Below are 17,732 nucleotides of genomic sequence, written 5' to 3' on the forward strand. Positions count from 1 at the left end.
CCTAGCTTCCATCGATGCCGGAGCCACGACGGACCCCTTGTCTGACTTGCTCACATTCCCTTGGGCTCGCAGCCCTGAGGCGGAGCATCCGGACGAGTGTACGCCCGACGGCGTCCGGTGCCACCGATCCGGCCGCGGCCGACGCGTTGACCAGGCACGACGGCCTAGGATCGAGGGCGATGTCACAGCCACGCAGGGCCCTCGCCCACCCGCTGCGGTCGCGCATCGTCGCGCACCTGCGCATCGACGGTGCCGCCACCGGAGCCGAGTTGGCCCGCGTCCTGGAGACCAACACCGGCGTCATCAGCTACCACCTGCGCGTGCTCGAGGCGGCCGGCCTGGTCGAGGACACCGGCCTGGGCAACGCCAAGACCCGGGTCTGGGCAATCGCCGACGACGAGGACGAGTCCTTCGACGACGTCGCGGAGGACGACGCCACCGGGCGCTGGCTCGACCACGACTACATCGACCATTTCGCCCAGCGGGCGCACCGCTGGATCGACGATCAGGACGCGTGGGCTTCGATCTGGCAGGAGTCGTGCGGCCTGCGCGATGTGCCGGTCCTGGCGACCGAGGAACAGTTCGTCGCTTATCTGGCCGAGCTGGACGAGCTCAACGAGCGCTACCGACGCATCGGTGCGGGTAGTCCGGGAGCCAAGCGGGTGGCGGTCTTTCTCGCGCCGTATCCCGTCGACCCGCCGCAGTAGCTCGTCGGGCCTTCGGGGCCGGGCCTTCGAGTGGTCGCCTTTTCGGGCAAGACAGAACAGAAGGACGAACGCCCCGTCGCACTGAGCGACGGGGCGTTCGACGAAAAGCGTCGGATCAACGCTTGGAGTACTGCGGTGCCTTACGGGCCTTCTTGAGACCGGCCTTCTTGCGCTCCGGGACGCGAGCGTCACGGGACAGGAAGCCTGCCTTCTTCAGGGCCGGACGGTTGAGCTCCTCGTCGACACCGTTCAGCGAACGGGCGACACCCAGGCGGACGGCGCCGGCCTGGCCGGAGGGACCACCGCCGTGGACGCGCACGAGCACGTCGTAGGCGCCGTCGAGCTCGAGCAGCGTCAGCGGCTCGTTGACGATCTGCTGGTGCACCTTGTTGGGGAAGTAGGCCTCGAGGGTGCGGCCGTTGATCTTCCACTCGCCCGTTCCCGGGACGATGCGGACGCGGGCCACGGCCTGCTTGCGGCGGCCGGTGGCGCCGCCCGGTGCCGAAGCGGACGGGCGGCGGGTCGGCTCGCTCGTCGGGGCCTCGGTGGACTCGCTGGTGTACGAGCTCAGGGTGGGCTCGTCGGCCTCGAGGGCCTCGTTGTCGATCTGCTGGTCAGCCACGATTCTCCTTGGAAACTATGTAACCGGGGGCGCTTACTGCGCGACCTGGTTGATCTCGAACGGAACGGGCTGCTGCGCAGCGTGCGGGTGTTCGGAACCCGTGTAGACCTTCAGCTTGGCCAGCTGGTTACGGCCGAGCGAGGTGTGGGGCAGCATGCCGCGGACAGCCTTCTCGACGGCCTTCGCCGGGTCCTTGGCCATGAGCTCGGTGTAGGACACCGACTTCAGGCCACCCGGGAAGCCCGAGTGACGGTAAGCGCGCTTCTTCTCCAGCTTCGCACCGGTCAACGCGACCTTGTCGGCGTTGATGATGATGACGAAGTCACCGGTGTCGATGTGCGGAGCAAAGGTCGGCTTGTGCTTGCCGCGCAGCAGCGTCGCGGTCTGGGCCGCGAGGCGGCCGAGAACGACGTCGGTGGCGTCGATGACGTGCCACTTGCGGTCGGCCTGAGCGGCGACGGTCGTGGGCGTGTAGGTACGCACTCGTCTTTCCTTCTGGTCTGTCGGGTGGTCCGCTCGGTGGAGCGGATCGGCCTGCCGCACTGGGCGCAGGCAACTGTTCAATGATAGGGAGCGCACGAGCGTCCACCCAAATCGGGCGATTCCCTTGCGTACCAACGAAATCAGACCGCTTGGGGCGACGTCCGCACAATGCCGGACGATCAATTGCACAACTTCTGTGCAAAAAAGTCCCTTCGGCGGTGGCATCGCCCGCGACCTCGAACCGCGGCTGATCAATCGAGCGTGCGCACCGATCGAGCCTGTTGGGCGCGAGCGGCCAGCTCGGCGTCCGGCGGATAGGCAACTTCTTCGAGGCTGAGGCCGTGCGCCGGCATCACCGCCACACCGGGATCACGGACGGCGGCCGTCAGCACCTGTGCGGGCCAGTCGACAGGACGCCGCCCCTCCCCGACCGGGACGATCGCACCGACCAGGGCACGCACCATCGAGTGGCAGAAGGCGTCCGCGACGACCGTGCCTTCGAGCACACCGTCAGCAGCGCGCGCCCAGTCGTGGCGCAGCAGCGTCCGGACGGTGGTGGCACCTTCGCGCTTCTTGCAGAAGGCGGCGAAGTCGTTGAGCCCCAACAGTTTCGCGGCTGCTTCGTCCATCGCGTCGAGGTCGAGGGGCGACCTGATCCAGACGGTGTCGCGCCGGCGCAGCGGGTCACGGAACGCGTCGGCGTCGGCGATCCGGTAGAGGTAGCGACGCGAGCTGGCAGAGAAGCGAGCGTCGAAGCCCGGCCGAGCGAGCGACACTGAATGGACGACGACGTCGTCCGACAGCACTCCGTTGAGACGCGTGACTGCGGCGTCCACCGGGTCGCGGTCCGAGCGCCCGGGCAGCTTGGCCAGCAGTTCTTCGTCGACGTCCAGGTGGCAGACCGAACCGCGCGCGTGCACGCCTGCGTCGGTACGTCCGGCGACCGTGAGTCTGGGTGCATCGGCGCGCAGGATCGTCGCCCAGGCCTTGGCCAGTTCGTCCTCGACCGTGCGCCGTCCGGGTTGCGCAGCCCAGCCGGAGAAGTCCGTGCCGTCGTAGCCGAAATCCACCCGTAGTCGCACGTCGGCAGCCTAACGACTCGCGGAGCCGGTGGCCGCCCTGAACCGCAAAGGGATGTTTGCAAGTCGTCATGGACGATGCACTGACCCACCGCGAGGCCACCGCGGCCCACCGAACCAGTTCAACTACGTCGGCGGACTCCTCGGCGCCGTGATGACCGGGGCCGTGGGCAACGACAACCTGCGCCTCGGGTTCGCGGTGCCGATGATGCTCGTGCTGGCGATCCTGCCGCTGGCCAAGGCTTTTCGAACCTGAGTGTCGGCAGCGGCGTCTACCCTGAGGACCGTTCCGAATCCTGAGGGGAAAGCAATGGACGTACGCCGGCGCAGCCATCGAGCCACCCGACTGCTCGCACTCGCCCTCGCCGGGTCCCTCCTTGCCGGGTGCAACGGGATCGACACGTCGGTGACCCCGGCGCCCACGTCGAGCGGCACGTCCGAACCGAGCGGCCCGGACACATCGCCGTCCGGCGATCGGCCGTCGGAACCGAACCTGCCTCCCGTGCCCGACAAGCCGTCGGATCTGTCTGCGGCACAGTCGAACCCGGTCGAGGACAGTTACTACCCGCACCGCGGTGAGCCCTACCTCGACACTCTCCACTACGACCTCGCGCTCGACTGGAAGCCCAGCACGAAGACGCTCAGCGGCAAAGCGAAGATCACCTTCCGGGTCACCGAGCAGCGCACCGACGTCCAGTTCGACCTCGGTTCCCCGCTCACCGTCAACGCGACCACTCTCGACGGAAAACCGGTCACCTCGAGCCGCGGCGACAGCGTCCTCAAGATTGCGACCGGCACGCTCGACAAGGGCAGCCGCCACGAACTCGTGGTCGACTACTCCGGCACCCCGGCGCCCGTCCCCGCACCGTCCGAACGCAGCGACCAGGACGAAGGGCTCGGCTTCACCGTGTCGCCCGACGGCACCGCCTGGACGATGCAGGAGCCGTTCGGGGCGTTCACCTGGTACCCGGTCAATGACCAGCCGGCCGACAAGGCGTTCTACGACGCGACACTCACTGCTCACGAGGGCACGAAGGGCGTGTTCAACGGTCGCCCCGGCCCGGAGAAGGTCACCGGCGAGACCAGCGTGCGCAGGTTCCACCTCGATCAGCCGGCATCGTCCTACCTGACCACTGTGGCCTTCGGTGAGTACGCGCTGCTCACCGACAAGGGTCCTCGCGATCTGCCGCTGTTCTACTGGTACCGCCCCGATCGCTCCGACCGAACGCGTGTCGTCGACGGTCTGAAGAAGTCGCCCGAGATCCTGACCTGGCTGGAGAAGTACCTCGGGCCCTACCCGTTCGCGACCGGCGGCTCACTGATGGTGCCGTCGGATTCGGCGATGGAGACCCAGACGATGAACACGATGGGTGACAGCACCGCGAATCAGCGCGAATACTTCCTGCCCACCCTCGCCCACGAGTACGCACACCAGTGGGTCGGTGACGTCATCTCCCCGGTCGACTGGCGTGACATGTGGCTGAACGAGGGTCTGGCTCTCTTCCTCCAGGCGAAGTACGAGGACCACGCCGGCTTCGCGCCGTACGAGATGACGATGAGTGGTTACCGGTCGATGGAACCCGGTCTGCGCCGTCAGTCCGGCCCTCCCGGCAAGTACGACAAGGACGACTTCGCAGCCTCCAACGTCTACGTGTGCGGGGCCGTGATGTACGACCGCATGGCCACCGCCTACGGCGACAAGTTCTGGGCGGCGCTGAAGACCTGGCCGTCGGTCAAGAAGTACGGCAACGTCACCCGCGACGACCTCATCAAGCACTTCAGTGACAAGATCGGCGTCGATCTGAAGACCTGGATCACCACGTGGTTGGAGAGCGAGACGACGCCGACCCAAGAGCCGCCGGCCGCCTGACAGATGGGCGCGGACCCACGGTGGTCGAGTAGGTGCGGACCCACGGTGGTCGAGTAGGTGCGGACCCACGGTGGTCGAGTAGGTGCGGACCCACGGTGGTCGAGTAGGTGCGGACCCACGGTGGTCGAGTAGGTGCGGACCCACGGTGGTCGAGTAGGTGCGGATCACGGTGGTCGAGTAGGTGCGGAGCGTTAGCGGAGTGCCGCGATCGAGACCACGCCACCTCGACGGGGAAGCGCTCAGAACGGGGCGGCTGCGATCCAGTCGTACAGCTCGGAGTAGCTCAGTGAGCCATCCTTCGTGCCCACCTGGATGTGGATGTCCTGCTTGTCAGCAGCGGTGTACCGCACCAGGATCCAGCTGCCCGCCACCGGATCGTTGAGGTGGTAGGTACGCAGCTTCGTGCCGTGCGCGACGACCGGGAGCGGTGGGACGCCGTCGACCATCGCGTCCTGTGCGCGTTGCCCGTCCCCCGGCTTGTAGACCACCAGATCGACATCGATCACCGGCTTGCTCGGTCCCTGCTGCCGCACCGCGCAGATGAACCGGTACGAGCTCTGCACCTTACGGAACGACTTCTCCTCGTCGTTCGGCGAACACAGCATGTTCTGGTAGCCCTCGGCCGACGGTGACTGTGGGAACAGGTTCGGCCACATGGCCAGCACCGGAGCACCCTTGCGCCACAGATCGTCCTCGGTGGGCTTCGTGCTGGTCGAAACGGTCGTGCGAGTGGCGGTGGTCGTGCCGATCACCATCCGTTTCTGGTCCGCGTCCGCCCCCAGCACCTGCCACAGTCCGACTCCGCCGACCCCGAGGAGCGCAGCAACACCGACGGCCGGCAGGAGCATCCGATTCCGCTTCGTCGCAGCAGGCGCGGCAGGCGCGGCAGGCGCCGCCAGGCTCGTCCGGAAGTGCTGCATCAACTGCGCACAGTTGTCGTATCGATCAGCAGCGCGCTTGCTCATCGCCCGCTGCAGTGCGACGGCCGCGGCCTTCGGAATGTCGGGACGCTCGACGTCCACCGAAGGTATCGGGGCGTTCAGGTGACCCATGATCGCCGTCCGCACCGGGCCAGGGTACGGACCATGCCCGGTCAGCAGGGCGAACACGGTGCACGCCAGGGAGTACTGGTCGGAGCGCCCGTCGGTCGGGTCACCGGCGAGTTGTTCCGGGGACGCGTACGCCGCGGTCGCCCGGACGCCGTCCAGGCTGCCGGTGATGTCGACCGGCGCGGTGGAATCCTCGCCGGGCGAGGCACCGCCCACGTCCGCTGCCTGTTCCAACCGGGCGATGCCGAAGTCGGTGATCAGCGCACGTTCGGACTGCCCGTGCTCGGCGCGGGCAAGCATGATGTTGGCAGGCTTCACGTCGCGATGCACCACGCCGCGGCGGTGTGCAGCGTCCAGTGCTTCGGCGATCTGCGTCCCGATGTGCACCACACGACCCAGCGGCAGCGGACCGTCGCTGCGCAGCAGGCTGTCGGCGTCCACCCCGTCGATGAGTTGCATGGAGATCCACGGGTGGCCGTCCTCGATGCCGCGATCGAGCACTCCGACGATGTTCGGGTGGTCCAGCCGCGCGATGGTCTCGGCCTCGCGCTCGAAGCGGGCAGCGGCACCCTCGTCGGTGGCGTCCGCCGTCAGCAACTTCAGCGCCAACTGCCGTGGAAGGCGCGGATGATCGACCGCGTACACCGCGCCCATGCCACCGGCGCCCAGACGTCGTTGCACCCGAAAGCCGGCGAAGATCTCCCCCTGCCGGAGCGTCCTGCCCATGACGCAGGACTCTAGTTGCAGACCCGGCAGATGCGAACCGGCGCCGCTCCCTTTCGGGAACGACGCCGGTCACGCGTGCGTGAGGACTCAGTCCTCCTGCTGGACCTTTTCGCCATCGCCCGGCTCGACGCCGGCCGCAGCGTCCTCGGTGTCGCCCAGGGGCGCGGGAGCGGTCGCCTCGTCAGCAGCCTCCGCGTCCTTGGCGGACCGCTTGGTGGCAGCCTCGGCCTCGGCGACGACAGCGCGCTTCGGCTTGGCGTTGACGGGCTCGCGGACGAGCTCGATGACGGCCATCGGCGCGTTGTCGCCCTTGCGCGGCGCGATCTTGGTAATGCGGGTGTAACCACCCTGACGGTCGGTCATGTCCGGCGCGATCTCGACGAAGAGACGGTGGACGACACCCTTGTCACGAATGACGGTCATCACGCGACGACGGGCGTGCAGGTCACCGCGCTTGGCGAAGGTGATCAGACGCTCGGCCAGCGGACGAAGGCGCTTGGCCTTGGCCTCGGTGGTGGTGATCCGGTCGTGCTCGAACAGCGACTGCGCCAGGTTGGCGAGGATGAGCCGCTCGTGCGCGGGACCGCCACCGATGCGGGGGCCCTTGGTAGGGGTAGGCATGATTTCTCCTGTTGGTCTTTGCTACGCGAAAAGCGTTGCGGCTCAGTACTGCTCGTCCTCGGCGAAGCTGATCTCGTCAGCGTCGTCCTCGTAACGGTCGGCAATCGCGCTCGCGTCGAACCCGGGCGGGCTGTCCTTGAGCTGAAGGCCCATCTCGTGCAGCTTGTCCTTGACCTCGACGATCGACTTCGTACCGAAGTTGCGGATGTCGAGAAGGTCGGCCTCACTGCGTCCGACGAGCTCACCCACGGTGTGGATGCCCTCGCGCTTGAGACAGTTGTACGAGCGGACGGTGAGGTCGAGGTCCTCGATCGGCAGTGCCATGTCGGCGGCCAGCGCGGCGTCGGTGGCCGACGGACCCATGTCGATGCCCTCGGCCTCGACGTTGAGCTCGCGAGCCAGGCCGAACAGCTCGACCAGCGTCTTACCGGCCGACGCCATCGCGTCGCGGGGAGCCATCGAGTTCTTGGTCTCGACATCGACGATCAGCTTGTCGAAGTCGGTGCGCTGCTCGACACGGGTGGCTTCCACCTTGTAGGTGACGGCCAGCACCGGCGAGTAGATCGAGTCGACCGGGATGCGACCGATCTCCTGGTCTGCGGACTTGTTCTGGTTGGCCGAGACGTAGCCGCGACCGCGCTCGACGGTCAGCTCCATCTCGATCTTGCCCTTGTCGTTCAGGGTGGCGATCACCAGGTCGGGGTTGTGCACCTCGACACCGGCCGGCGGCGCGATGTCCGCCGCAGTGACGACGCCCGGGCCCTGCTTGCGCAGGTACATGACGACCGGCTCGTCGTGCTCGGAGGAGACGACCAGACCCTTGATGTTCAGGATGATCTCGGTGACATCCTCCTTGACCCCGGGGATCGTGGAGAACTCGTGCTGCACACCGTCGATGCGCAGACTGGTAACCGAGGCACCCGGGATGCTCGAGAGCAGGGTGCGACGAAGGGAGTTGCCGAGGGTGTAACCGAAGCCCGGCTCGAGCGGCTCGATGACGAACCGGGAGCGGTTCTCGGAGACAACTTCCTCCGAGAGGACGGGACGCTGTGCGATGAGCACGTTGTTTCCTTTCCACAGGCGACCGCTATTTGACGCCTGACGAAACCTGATCGGGCTCTGTCCCCCGGATCAGGGTTGTGCCGTGAAGAGCGACCGATTCCCGGGTTCGCTTGCAGGACAAGCGAACCCGGGAAGTCGAATCAGTTCTTCGAGTAGAGCTCCACGATGAGCTGCTCGGTGAGCGGCACGTCGATCTGCTCGCGGGTCGGCAGCTGGTGGATCAGCACCTGCAGGCTGCCCGGGACGACGTGCATCCACGCCGGGATCGGACGGTCGCCGACGGTCTCGCGGGCCAGCTGCAGCGGGAACTTCTCGCGCGACTTCTCACGGACGGTGATGATGTCGTACTGCTCCACGCGGTAGCTCGGGACGTCGACGCGCACGCCGTTGACCTCGAAGTGACCGTGGCTGACCAGCTGGCGGGCCGCACGACGGGTGCGGGCCAGACCGGCGCGGTAGATCACGTTGTCGAGGCGCGACTCGAGGATGATGAGCAGGTTCTCACCGGTCTTGCCGGAGCGGCGAGCCGCTTCCTTGTAGTACCGGACGAACTGCTTCTCCATGACGCCGTAGGCGAAGCGAGCCTTCTGCTTCTCCTGCAGCTGGGTCAGGTATTCCTTCTCCTGCACCCGACCGCGGCCGTGCTGGCCGGGCGGGAAGGGGCGCATCTCGAAGTTCTTGTCGCCGCCGACGAGGTCGGTCTTGAGGCGACGCGACTTCTTGGTGATGGGACCGGTGTAACGGGCCATGTCATTTTCTCCTTGAAGTTCTCGTCAGCTCAGCTGCGACGCTTGGGCTGGCGGACACCGTTGTGCGGCTGCGGGGTGACGTCGGAAATCGCGCCGACCTCGAGGCCGGCCGCGGCCAACGAGCGGATCGCGGTCTCGCGGCCCGAACCCGGGCCCTTCACGAAGACGTCGACCTTGCGCATGCCGTGATCCATGGCGCGGCGGGCAGCAGCCTCAGCAGCCATCTGGGCGGCGTACGGGGTGGACTTACGCGAGCCCTTGAAACCGACCTGGCCGGCCGAGGCCCACGAAATCACTGCACCGGTGGGGTCAGTGATGGAAACGATGGTGTTGTTGAACGTGCTGCGGATGTATGCGTGACCAGCGGCAACGTTCTTCTTCTCCTTGCGGCGCACCTTCTTGGCGCCCGCAGCCGTACGGCTCTTGGGAGGCATGAACTTTCTCCTACGGGTAAGACTTCAGCGAATGGGTTGGCACGCGAGTGCGTGCCCGACTGGCCGGAAGGCCTGGATTACTTGGCCTTCTTCTTGCCGGCGACCGTCTTCTTCGGACCCTTGCGAGTACGAGCGTTGGTCTTCGTGCGCTGGCCGTGGACCGGCAGGCCACGGCGGTGGCGCAGGCCCTGGTAGGAACCGATCTCCACCTTGCGGCGGATGTCCGCGGCAACCTCACGTCGCAGGTCGCCTTCGAGGCGGTACTGCTCCAGGTTGTCGCGAAGCTTGACGAGTTCCTCTTCGCTGAGGTCGCGAACCCGGGTGTCCGGGTTCACGCCCGTGGCGGCGAGCGCCTCGGCGGCGCGGGTCTTGCCCACACCGTAGATGTACGTGAGGCCGACCTCGACGCGCTTGTCGCGCGGCAGGTCGACACCGATGAGTCGTGCCATGTCGGCTTTCTCCTGTGCTTTTCGTCCGGAGGTCTGGTGCAGTCGCCGGTCCCGTGTTCACTCAGGAGTGAGTGGTGCGGGTCTTCGGCCTCCGAGCCGAAGGTGACGTCCTGTTCCTCAGCTGAGGAACGGGGGTCGGGCGCTGCGATGGTTCGCCTCGTCCAGGTGAACGGGGCGATCTTCAGTTTTTCGTCTGCGTCTTGCTCGAAGACACGACTCGTGCGGGTTTGGTCAGCCCTGGCGCTGCTTGTGGCGAGCGTTCTCGCAGATGACCATGACCCGGCCGTTACGGCGGATCACCTTGCACTTGTCGCAGATCTTCTTGACGCTCGGCTGGACCTTCATCTGCCTACTGTCTTCGGATCAGGCCGCGACTCACCCATCACTGGACAGGTCGCGGCGGTGTGCGATTGCGATCAGCGGTAGCGGAAGACGATGCGGCCGCGGGTCAGGTCATACGGGGAAAGCTCGACCACAACACGGTCCTCGGGGAGGATCCTGATGTAGTGCTGACGCATCTTTCCCGAGATGTGTGCGAGCACCTTGTGACCGTTCGTGAGCTCCACCCGGAACATTGCGTTCGGGAGAGCTTCGACGATCGTGCCCTCGATCTCGATGACACCGTCCTTCTTGGCCATATCCTCCACATACTCACTGGTCAACGGTTCCGCCCCGGATGGGCGGCCCTGTGGTTGCGGATCGGGGTGTCGTCAAGACATACCGAACCGACGCACCAGCTTACGCCGGGTGGCCCACTGCGCCCAAATCGAGCGGATTCGGGTGGGCTCAGCGGACGATGCGGTCGGGCGTGTCCTCGCCGAGGGCCAGCAGGTGCAGGTCGTCCGCGGTGATCAGCAGAGTCGCGACCGCGTACTCGACCAGCACCATCCGACGGTTCACGGCAAGATCGCTCTCCGATCCGCGCAGACCGCGGACGCCGGCGCGCGCGAGTTTGTCGCACACGTTGTCGAGCTTGCGGTTGAACTTGGTCTGCGTCCACCCCAGTCGCTTGGCGGCGTCGGCGGAGGTCGGGATCTGCCACGCACCAGACCCGCTGTACTTCAGCATCGGCTCGGCGAGTGCGACGATTGCCTGCAGCTGCGAGACGGTGAAGGTCGTCGGCGCGATCGTGGTCTTGCCCCGGCCGGGATCGACGACATGCGGCGTGGACTCGAAGATGTCGGTGTTCGTGGTGAGTTCGAGTTCGTAGGTGGTTGCGCCCGCGGAGAAGGTGACCACCGAGGGCGAGAACACGATCGGGACGCCGGCACCGGGCGCGACGGTCGAGCGCATCAGGCCGCTGCCGCCGGTGATGGTCGCGGGCAACCTACTGCCGACGTTGTGCATCCACCACAGCCCGTCGCGATGCGCGAACTCCAGGAAATGACGGTGCAGGTACCCGTTGTCGTCCAGTTCGAGGTCGCCGGTGCGCCCGACGGTGAACGTGCGTTCCGGGGAGACCTCGAAGATCTCGCCGGCGAAATCGATCGTCAGCCGGGCGCCTTGCATGACGCCAGTCTGTCACGCGAAGTCGCATCGATCACGGTGTCGATGATGGGTAGACCTCCCCATCCCGGGCGCAGCTGAGGCCCGGTCGCGGACGGCTCAGGACGGGTAGACGGTGACCGCCGTCGCCTTGACCGCGAAGAACACCTGCTTGCCCGGGTAGAGATCCAACTCCCCCACCGACGACGCCGTCACGTCGGCGAGCAGCGTGTCGCCCGAGCGGTCGACGGCGCGGACGCGGACCAAGGACTCGCGCGGTTCGAGCTCGGTGATCGTGACCGGGAAGGTGTTGCGCGGGCTGCCGTGTGGCCGATCGTCGTGCACCGCAACGGTGTTCGGGCTGAACACCGCGATCCCCCGCTCCCCGGAGGTCAGCGGTTCGGTCGGGGTGCCGGTCACCTCGACCCCGTGGTCGTCCTCCAGCACCGACTCCGTCGTGACCCGTCCGCGGATCAGGTTGAGCCCGGCGAGACCCGCGGTGAACGGGGTGCGCGGGCGAGCAACCACCGCCGTGGTCGGGCCCTCCTCGACGATCCGGCCCCCTTCGACGACGACCACCCGATCGGCGAGCAGCACCGCGTCGAGCACGTCGTGGGTCACGATCAACGCCGAACGCCCCTCGAGCACACGCCGCAACACCCGCCGCAACATGGGGGCGGCAGCGACGTCGAGCGCGGCCATCGGTTCGTCGAGCAGCATCAGGGCCGGACGCGCGGCGAGCGCCCGCGCGATCGCCACCCGTTGGGCCTGACCGCCGGACAGTTGAGCCGGCTTGCGATCGGCGAACTCGGCGGCGTCGACCTCGGTCAGGAACTCCTGCGCGATGTCCCGTGCGGCACGCGCCCCGAGGCCCGACGCACGTGGACCGAACGCCACGTTGTCGCGCACGCTGAGGTGCGGGAACAGCAGCGGGTCTTGGGCCAGCAGGGTCACGCCTCGGGCGTGAGGGGGCACCCAGCGGTGTTCGTCGAACAGCACTCGTCCGTCGAGTTCGGCGCGCCCGGAGTCGGGGCGCAGCAGCCCGGAGACCAGGCCGAGCACGGTCGATTTGCCCGCACCGTTCGGGCCGAGCACCGCGACGTGTTCGCCTGGGGCCAAAGAGATTTCGACATCGAGCCCACGGGCGGCGAGCGTCGCCCGCATCGAAAGCGCACCGGTCACCGCTCGCCTCGTCCCTGCGCCAGCGAGACCACCAGCACCGCCACCACGACCAGCACCAACGACAGCGCGACCGCGGCGTCGGCGTCCGACTCACGTTGCAGGTAGATCTCCAACGGCAGGGTGCGGGTGACTCCCTGCAGGCTGCCGGCGAAGGTCAGGGTTGCCCCGAACTCACCGAGCGCGCGGGCGAACGCGAGCACCGCTGCGGACAGCACCCCGGGCAGCACCAGCGGCAGCGTCACCCGGAGGAGCACGAAAGTCGGCGTGCCGCCGAGTGTGGCAGCCACCTGTTCGTAACGCTGACCGACGCTGCGCAACGTGCCTTCGAGGCTGAGTACGAGGAAGGGCAGCGCCACGAAGGTCTGGGCGAGGACGACTGCGGTCGTCGAGAACGCGATCTGTACGCCCAGGACGTCGAGCGTCCTGCCCAGCAGACCACGTCGCCCGAACGTGTAGAGCAGCGCGATACCGCCGACCACCGGCGGCAGTACGAGGGGCAGGAGCACCAGCGATCGGACGACACGTTGTCCGGGAAAACTGTTGCGCGCCAACACCATTGCCATGGGGACGCCGAGAATCAGACAAAGGACGGTGGAGGCGCTCGAGGTCCTCAGGCTGAGGGCGAGAGCGTCCCGCGACGCATCCGAGGTGACCAGTGCGGGGAAACGCGCCCAGTCGACCTTCGCAATCATCGCGACCAGCGGCAGCAGCACGAACACCGCCCCCAGGGCCGCGGGTGCGTAGACCCACCGCGGCAGGCCGGTGTAGTCCGATCGCCGCGTTGTGCGCACGGGTTCGCGCCTCACTCGACCGGGAACGCTTGCTGGAAGCCGGCGTGCCCCAGGACACTCTGCCCCTTCGGCGCGGCAACCGCACCGATGAATGCCTTCGCCAGATCGGACTGCTCGCTCGCGCGGAGGACGGCGATCGGGTACTTGTTGCGAGCCGCCCTCGACTGCTCGAAGTTGATGCCCTCGACCTTGCCCGCCGCGCCCAGGACATCGGAGTGGTAGACGAGGCCGGCGTCCGCCTCGCCGGTGACGACCTTGTTCAGCACGTCGGTGACCGACGACTCCTCGCTCACCGGCTTCAGGGTGAGGCTCGCGGCACGCAGCACCTTCTGGGTCGCTGAACCACACGGCACCTGCGGCGCGCAGACCACGACCTTGATGCCGCTCCCGGTGAGGTCGGCGAGTGAGTTGATCTTCCTCGGGTTCTTCGGCGGCACCGCGATCTGCAGGATGTTCGAGGCGAACACCGTGGAGCCGCCGGCCAGCAGTCCGTCGTCCGCGACCTTCTTCATGTTCGCTGGATCTGCCGATGCGAAGACGTCGGCCGGCGCGCCCTGTTTCAACTGGGTGGCGAGGTCGGACGAGCCGGCGAAGTTGAACTCCACCGTCACGCCGGGGTTCTTCTCCTCGAAGGTCGCGCCGATCTCGGTGAAGGCCTGTTTCAGCGAGGCCGCCGCGTAGACCCGCAGGACCTTCGCGTCCGGTTCGTCGCCGGAGCAGCCGGTGGTACTAGCGGCCACTGCCACGCACACAACGACCGCCGAGAGAATTTTCACGAGATGCCCCCGGCGGTCTCGACGATGACATTGGTCGACTTCACGACGGCGACCGCGACCGAACCGGGTTCGAGGCCGAGTTCGCGGGCGGCCTCGCTCGACATGAGCGACACGACGCGGAAGGGTCCGCACTGCAGTTCGACCTGCGCCATCACCTTGTCCATCACGACCTCGGTCACGATGCCGACGAACCTGTTGCGCGCCGAACGTCCGACGGACGACGGGTCGGCCATGGCGCCGGACGGGTGCTCCTTGGCGAACTGTGCGAGGACGCGTCCGTCGATCACCTTGCGATTGCTGGCGTCCGTCGTTGCCGGGAGGCTGCCGTTGTCGACCAGCCGGCGGACCGTGTCATCACTGACCCCGAGGAACGCAGCGGCGTCCTTGATCCGTATCTGCGGCATTGTCGAATGCTACAGGTCTCATTTGCGGAGATCTGTGCATTAGTCGCTTCGAGCATGCCAGCGGTTTCGGCGCGTGCACCTTCGTCCCTCAGGCGCCCGGCTCAACCAGCGAAAAAGATCGGCTCACCCGTCCCCGCTGGTTGAGCCATACACCCCACCCGCGGGTTGAGCCATACGCCCGACGAAGGAGGGCGTATGCGCCGAAACCACGGTGAGATGCGCTGGTAGGCGACCACAGAAGCTTCCGAGAAAATCAGCGGTCCCGGCGCGAGGTCAGTCGGCGAGTGGCCCGAAGGGCAGGCCGCGCGCTTCCAGTTCGGCCTTCCCGCCGTCCAGCGCTGTGAGCACCCACAGACCGTCGTCGGTCAGCGCGACCGTGTGCTCCCAGTGCGCCGCACGCGATCCGTCCTCGGTGACGACCGTCCAGTCGTCGCCCAACTCGTGGGTCTCGTAGGTGCCGAGCGTCACCATCGGTTCGATCGCGACGGTGGCGCCGACCCGCACCTGCGGGCCCTTGGCCTTCACGCGCTCGTTGTAGACCGTCGGCTCCATGTGCATCTCACGGCCGATGCCGTGGCCGGTGTAACCGTCGACGATCTCGAACGCGACCTCGAGCCCGTCGGCGTTCATCGCCTGCTGCGAGGCTTCGATGGAGTCCTGGATGTCGCCGCCGAGTTCGTAGACGCCGCGACCGGCGCGGAAACCGCCGATGCCGGCCCACATGGAATCACGAGTGGCATCGACCAGCGCGACGTCGTCGGGGCTCGCGTGACCCGATCCGCCGACGATCAGGCTGATCGCGGAATCACCGTGCCAGCCCTGCACGATCGCGCCGCAGTCGATCGAGACGAGGTCGCCGTCGCGGATGACCCGCTCACCCGGGATGCCGTGCACGACTTCCTCGTTCACCGAGATGCACAGCGAACCCGGGAAGCCCTGGTATCCCAGGAAGGACGGCGTCGCACCCTGCGCACGGATGAACGCTTCGGCGAGCGCGTCGAGGTCGCCGGTGCTGATGCCGTCGACCGCCGCGGCCCGCACCTCCCGCAGGCACTGCCCCACCACGAGGCCGGCCTTGCGCATGAGCCGCAGCTGCTCCGGCGTCTTGACCGGCAGCTTCTCCTTGCCGAGTCCGAACATCACGTGCCTACTGCGCCACCTTCGCCAACGCGCCTTCGATGCGCTCGGTGACCTCGTCCATCTCGCCCTCGCCGTCGACGGCGACCAGCAGGTCGCGCTCGCGGTAGAGCGTGGTCAGCGGCTGCGTCTCCCGGACGTAGATCGCCTGACGGTCGCGGATGACGTCCTCGGTGTCGTCGGTGCGGCCGGAGGTCTGGGCACGCTTGAGCAGACGGGCGATGAGTTCCTCGTCGTCGACCTCGAGTTCGAGGACGGCATCGATCTTCTTGCCCTCGGCGGCGAGCATCTCGTCCAGCGCCTGGACCTGGGCCGGGGTGCGCGGGTAACCGTCGAGCAGAAAGCCGTTCTGCGCGTCGTCCTGCTTCAGGCGGTCGGCCACGATGGCGTTGGTGAGGTCGTCGGATACGTAACCACCGGCGTCCAGGATCGACTTCACCTGCTTGCCGAGTTCGGTCTCGTTCTTGATGTTGGCGCGGAAGATGTCGCCGGTCGAGATGTGCGGGATCTCGTGGCGCTGCGTGATGCGCTCGGCCTGCGTGCCTTTGCCGGCGCCGGGCGGGCCGATGATGATCAGTCGCATCTAGCGAACCTCCGAGTTCAGGGTCGAGTTGCCTCGACCATGGGAAACACATGGAAACACTGGGCGCAGCCTACCGAGCGGCACAGCCCCGCTGCCTCGCAGGTCAGGTGCCGGACACTGCGGCACCGCTCAGGAGTGCGACCCTGTTTCACCGCGATCGGCCAGTGCAGCGGGCGCACCGTCGCCCTCGATGGCCACCGGCGAGGCGTCACCCTCTGCCATGAGCTGCTGCATCTGCTCCGGACGCAGCGCCTGCGCGGTCGGGGTGTCGCCGACGATCGCATTGTGGCTGCGGTGCCAGAACAGGTAGCGCGAGCCGAGGTTGACCATCGCGGCAGCGCGGTTGCGGACCCCGAGGAGCGTGAACACGTGCACTCCAGTCCACACCACCCACGCCGGAAAGCCTTGCATTCGAGGCAGATTCGTCGCTTCGGCCACTGCGGAACTGCGTCCGATGGTGGCCAGGATGCCCTTGTCCTTGTACTCGAACGGCGCGGTCTGCTCACCGTTCATCTCGTTGCGGATCAGTTTGGCGACGTACGCGCCGCCCTGGAGCGCGGGCTGCGCGAGCTGCGGCAACGCGCGCTCGCCGTCCTCGACCGAAATGTCTCCGACCGCGAACACGTTCTTCAGTCCCTTCACCCGCAGGTGGTCGTCGACCTCGATGCGTCCGCCCCGCCCCTGCGGCACGCCCCAGTTCGCCACCTCGTCCGGCGCCTTGATCCCGCTGGCCCAGATGACCAGACCGGCCGGGATGAACTCGCCGTCGTTCACGACGACGCCGTCGCTGCGCACCTGCTTCACGGTGGTGTTGAGGCGCAGGTCCACGTCACGCTTCTCCAGCGAACGGCGCGCGTAGTCGCGGCTCTTCTCCCCGAACGCGGCCAGTAGGTGCGGCGCCATCTCGATCAGCGTCACGTGCGTGCGGGTGCGTTCGAGCTCGGGGTAGGTCACCGGCATGTCGTTGTTGCGCAATTCGGCCAACGCGCCGGCGGTCTCCACACCGGTCGCTCCCCCACCGACCACCACGACCCGGACGTCCTCGCCCTTGCGGTGCGCGGCGGCGTACTCCAGCCCGGTGAACAGACGATCACGCACCTCGAGCGCCTGCGCGCGGGTGTAGAGCGGCAGTGCGTGCTCATCGGCGCCGGAGATGCCGAAGAAGTTCGCGGTCACGCCGGTGGCGATCACCAGGTGGTCGAAGTCGACGGACTTCCCGCCCTCGAGCTTGACCTGTCGGGCGTCGTGGTCGATTGCCTCGACGTCGCCGTTGATGAACCGGACCCGCGGGTTGTGCTCGCGCACCGCACGCAGGAACCACGTGACATCGCCCGGGTTCAGGGTGGCGGTGGCCACCTGGTACAGCAACGGCTGAAAAGTGTTGTACGTGTGCCGGTCGATGAGGATGACATCGACATCGACCTTGCGCAGTGCCCGGACGGTCGACAGACCTCCGAACCCACCACCGAGGACGACTACGCGCGGCTTACGACCAGTGTGCTCACCCATGCCCTCAGCTTAGG

21 protein-coding genes are annotated in these 17,732 nt (G+C 67.1%); 2 read left to right on the top strand and 19 right to left on the bottom strand.

Annotated elements, in window-relative coordinates; genetic code table 11:
• Positions 1 to 179: 179 nt before the first annotated feature.
• Entirely contained in the window at positions 180 to 707 is a 528-nt protein-coding gene (locus ACYU8W_RS10995; protein WP_499469046.1) for an ArsR/SmtB family transcription factor, read from the top strand.
• Between the two features lie 115 nt (positions 708 to 822).
• Here ACYU8W_RS10995 and rpsI read toward each other — a convergent pair whose 3' ends face one another.
• The 3 genes from rpsI to truA all read right to left on the bottom strand — a co-directional run bounded on the left by rpsI (position 823) and on the right by truA (position 2,894).
• Positions 823 to 1,329, bottom strand: a complete 507-nt coding sequence (rpsI, locus tag ACYU8W_RS11000; RefSeq protein WP_129626130.1) for a 30S ribosomal protein S9 — start codon at positions 1,327 to 1,329, stop codon at positions 823 to 825.
• 33 nt (positions 1,330 to 1,362) lie between these two features.
• Positions 1,363 to 1,812: a 50S ribosomal protein L13 gene (gene rplM / locus ACYU8W_RS11005; RefSeq protein WP_129626128.1), complete on the bottom strand. Its 450-nt coding sequence runs from the start codon at positions 1,810 to 1,812 to the stop codon at positions 1,363 to 1,365.
• A gap of 251 nt (positions 1,813 to 2,063) precedes the next feature.
• Positions 2,064 to 2,894 (bottom strand): tRNA pseudouridine(38-40) synthase TruA, encoded by an 831-nt coding sequence (truA, locus tag ACYU8W_RS11010; RefSeq protein ID WP_499469049.1) that lies wholly within the window; start codon positions 2,892 to 2,894, stop codon positions 2,064 to 2,066.
• 499 nt (positions 2,895 to 3,393) lie between these two features.
• Between truA and ACYU8W_RS11015 the strand changes: the two genes are divergently transcribed.
• Positions 3,394 to 4,761 carry a M1 family metallopeptidase gene (locus ACYU8W_RS11015; RefSeq protein WP_499469051.1) on the top strand — a complete coding sequence of 456 codons (1,368 nt, stop codon included), beginning with the start codon at positions 3,394 to 3,396 and terminating at the stop codon, positions 4,759 to 4,761.
• Positions 4,762 to 5,000: 239 nt separating this feature from the next.
• Here the strand turns inward: ACYU8W_RS11015 and ACYU8W_RS11020 are convergent, their stop codons facing one another.
• The 16 genes from ACYU8W_RS11020 to ACYU8W_RS11095 all read right to left on the bottom strand — a co-directional run bounded on the left by ACYU8W_RS11020 (position 5,001) and on the right by ACYU8W_RS11095 (position 17,718).
• Positions 5,001 to 6,536 (bottom strand): serine/threonine-protein kinase, encoded by a 1,536-nt coding sequence (locus ACYU8W_RS11020; protein WP_499469053.1) that lies wholly within the window; start codon positions 6,534 to 6,536, stop codon positions 5,001 to 5,003.
• An 87-nt stretch (positions 6,537 to 6,623) separates the two neighbouring features.
• Positions 6,624 to 7,157 (bottom strand): 50S ribosomal protein L17, encoded by a 534-nt coding sequence (rplQ, locus tag ACYU8W_RS11025; protein WP_499469055.1) that lies wholly within the window; start codon positions 7,155 to 7,157, stop codon positions 6,624 to 6,626.
• A 42-nt stretch (positions 7,158 to 7,199) separates the two neighbouring features.
• Positions 7,200 to 8,219 carry a DNA-directed RNA polymerase subunit alpha gene (locus tag ACYU8W_RS11030; RefSeq protein ID WP_129626116.1) on the bottom strand — a complete coding sequence of 340 codons (1,020 nt, stop codon included), beginning with the start codon at positions 8,217 to 8,219 and terminating at the stop codon, positions 7,200 to 7,202.
• Between the two features lie 140 nt (positions 8,220 to 8,359).
• A complete protein-coding gene (gene rpsD / locus ACYU8W_RS11035; protein ID WP_129626114.1) occupies positions 8,360 to 8,968 on the bottom strand; it encodes a 30S ribosomal protein S4 in 609 nt (202 codons plus the stop codon).
• A 29-nt stretch (positions 8,969 to 8,997) separates the two neighbouring features.
• Complete coding sequence (rpsK, locus tag ACYU8W_RS11040; protein WP_129626112.1) at positions 8,998 to 9,402, bottom strand: 30S ribosomal protein S11; 405 nt, start codon at positions 9,400 to 9,402, stop codon at positions 8,998 to 9,000.
• Positions 9,403 to 9,479: 77 nt separating this feature from the next.
• Positions 9,480 to 9,851, bottom strand: a complete 372-nt coding sequence (gene rpsM, locus ACYU8W_RS11045) for a 30S ribosomal protein S13 (RefSeq protein ID WP_129626110.1) — start codon at positions 9,849 to 9,851, stop codon at positions 9,480 to 9,482.
• Between the two features lie 231 nt (positions 9,852 to 10,082).
• Positions 10,083 to 10,196, bottom strand: coding sequence for a 50S ribosomal protein L36 (gene rpmJ / locus ACYU8W_RS11050; RefSeq protein WP_019286332.1), 114 nt, complete (start codon positions 10,194 to 10,196; stop codon positions 10,083 to 10,085).
• A gap of 71 nt (positions 10,197 to 10,267) precedes the next feature.
• Complete coding sequence (gene infA / locus ACYU8W_RS11055) at positions 10,268 to 10,489, bottom strand: translation initiation factor IF-1 (protein ID WP_006946284.1); 222 nt, start codon at positions 10,487 to 10,489, stop codon at positions 10,268 to 10,270.
• Between the two features lie 148 nt (positions 10,490 to 10,637).
• Positions 10,638 to 11,360, bottom strand: coding sequence for a hypothetical protein (locus ACYU8W_RS11060; protein WP_499469060.1), 723 nt, complete (start codon positions 11,358 to 11,360; stop codon positions 10,638 to 10,640).
• A 96-nt stretch (positions 11,361 to 11,456) separates the two neighbouring features.
• Complete coding sequence (locus tag ACYU8W_RS11065; RefSeq protein WP_499469093.1) at positions 11,457 to 12,500, bottom strand: sulfate/molybdate ABC transporter ATP-binding protein; 1,044 nt, start codon at positions 12,498 to 12,500, stop codon at positions 11,457 to 11,459.
• Positions 12,501 to 12,514: 14 nt separating this feature from the next.
• Entirely contained in the window at positions 12,515 to 13,309 is a 795-nt protein-coding gene (locus tag ACYU8W_RS11070) for an ABC transporter permease (RefSeq protein WP_499469062.1), read from the bottom strand.
• 11 nt (positions 13,310 to 13,320) lie between these two features.
• Complete coding sequence (gene modA, locus ACYU8W_RS11075) at positions 13,321 to 14,049, bottom strand: molybdate ABC transporter substrate-binding protein (protein ID WP_499469064.1); 729 nt, start codon at positions 14,047 to 14,049, stop codon at positions 13,321 to 13,323.
• 32 nt (positions 14,050 to 14,081) lie between these two features.
• The gene (locus ACYU8W_RS11080; RefSeq protein WP_499469065.1) at positions 14,082 to 14,489 is read right to left on the bottom strand and encodes a TOBE domain-containing protein; all 408 of its coding nucleotides are present in this window, start codon (positions 14,487 to 14,489) and stop codon (positions 14,082 to 14,084) included.
• Positions 14,490 to 14,762: 273 nt separating this feature from the next.
• Positions 14,763 to 15,629 carry a type I methionyl aminopeptidase gene (map, locus tag ACYU8W_RS11085; RefSeq protein WP_499469095.1) on the bottom strand — a complete coding sequence of 289 codons (867 nt, stop codon included), beginning with the start codon at positions 15,627 to 15,629 and terminating at the stop codon, positions 14,763 to 14,765.
• Between the two features lie 7 nt (positions 15,630 to 15,636).
• Positions 15,637 to 16,209 carry an adenylate kinase gene (locus tag ACYU8W_RS11090; RefSeq protein WP_205744761.1) on the bottom strand — a complete coding sequence of 191 codons (573 nt, stop codon included), beginning with the start codon at positions 16,207 to 16,209 and terminating at the stop codon, positions 15,637 to 15,639.
• Positions 16,210 to 16,338: 129 nt separating this feature from the next.
• Entirely contained in the window at positions 16,339 to 17,718 is a 1,380-nt protein-coding gene (locus ACYU8W_RS11095) for an NAD(P)/FAD-dependent oxidoreductase (protein WP_499469067.1), read from the bottom strand.
• Positions 17,719 to 17,732: the final 14 nt, after the last annotated feature.

It is taken from the genome of Yimella radicis (assembly GCF_054778255.1).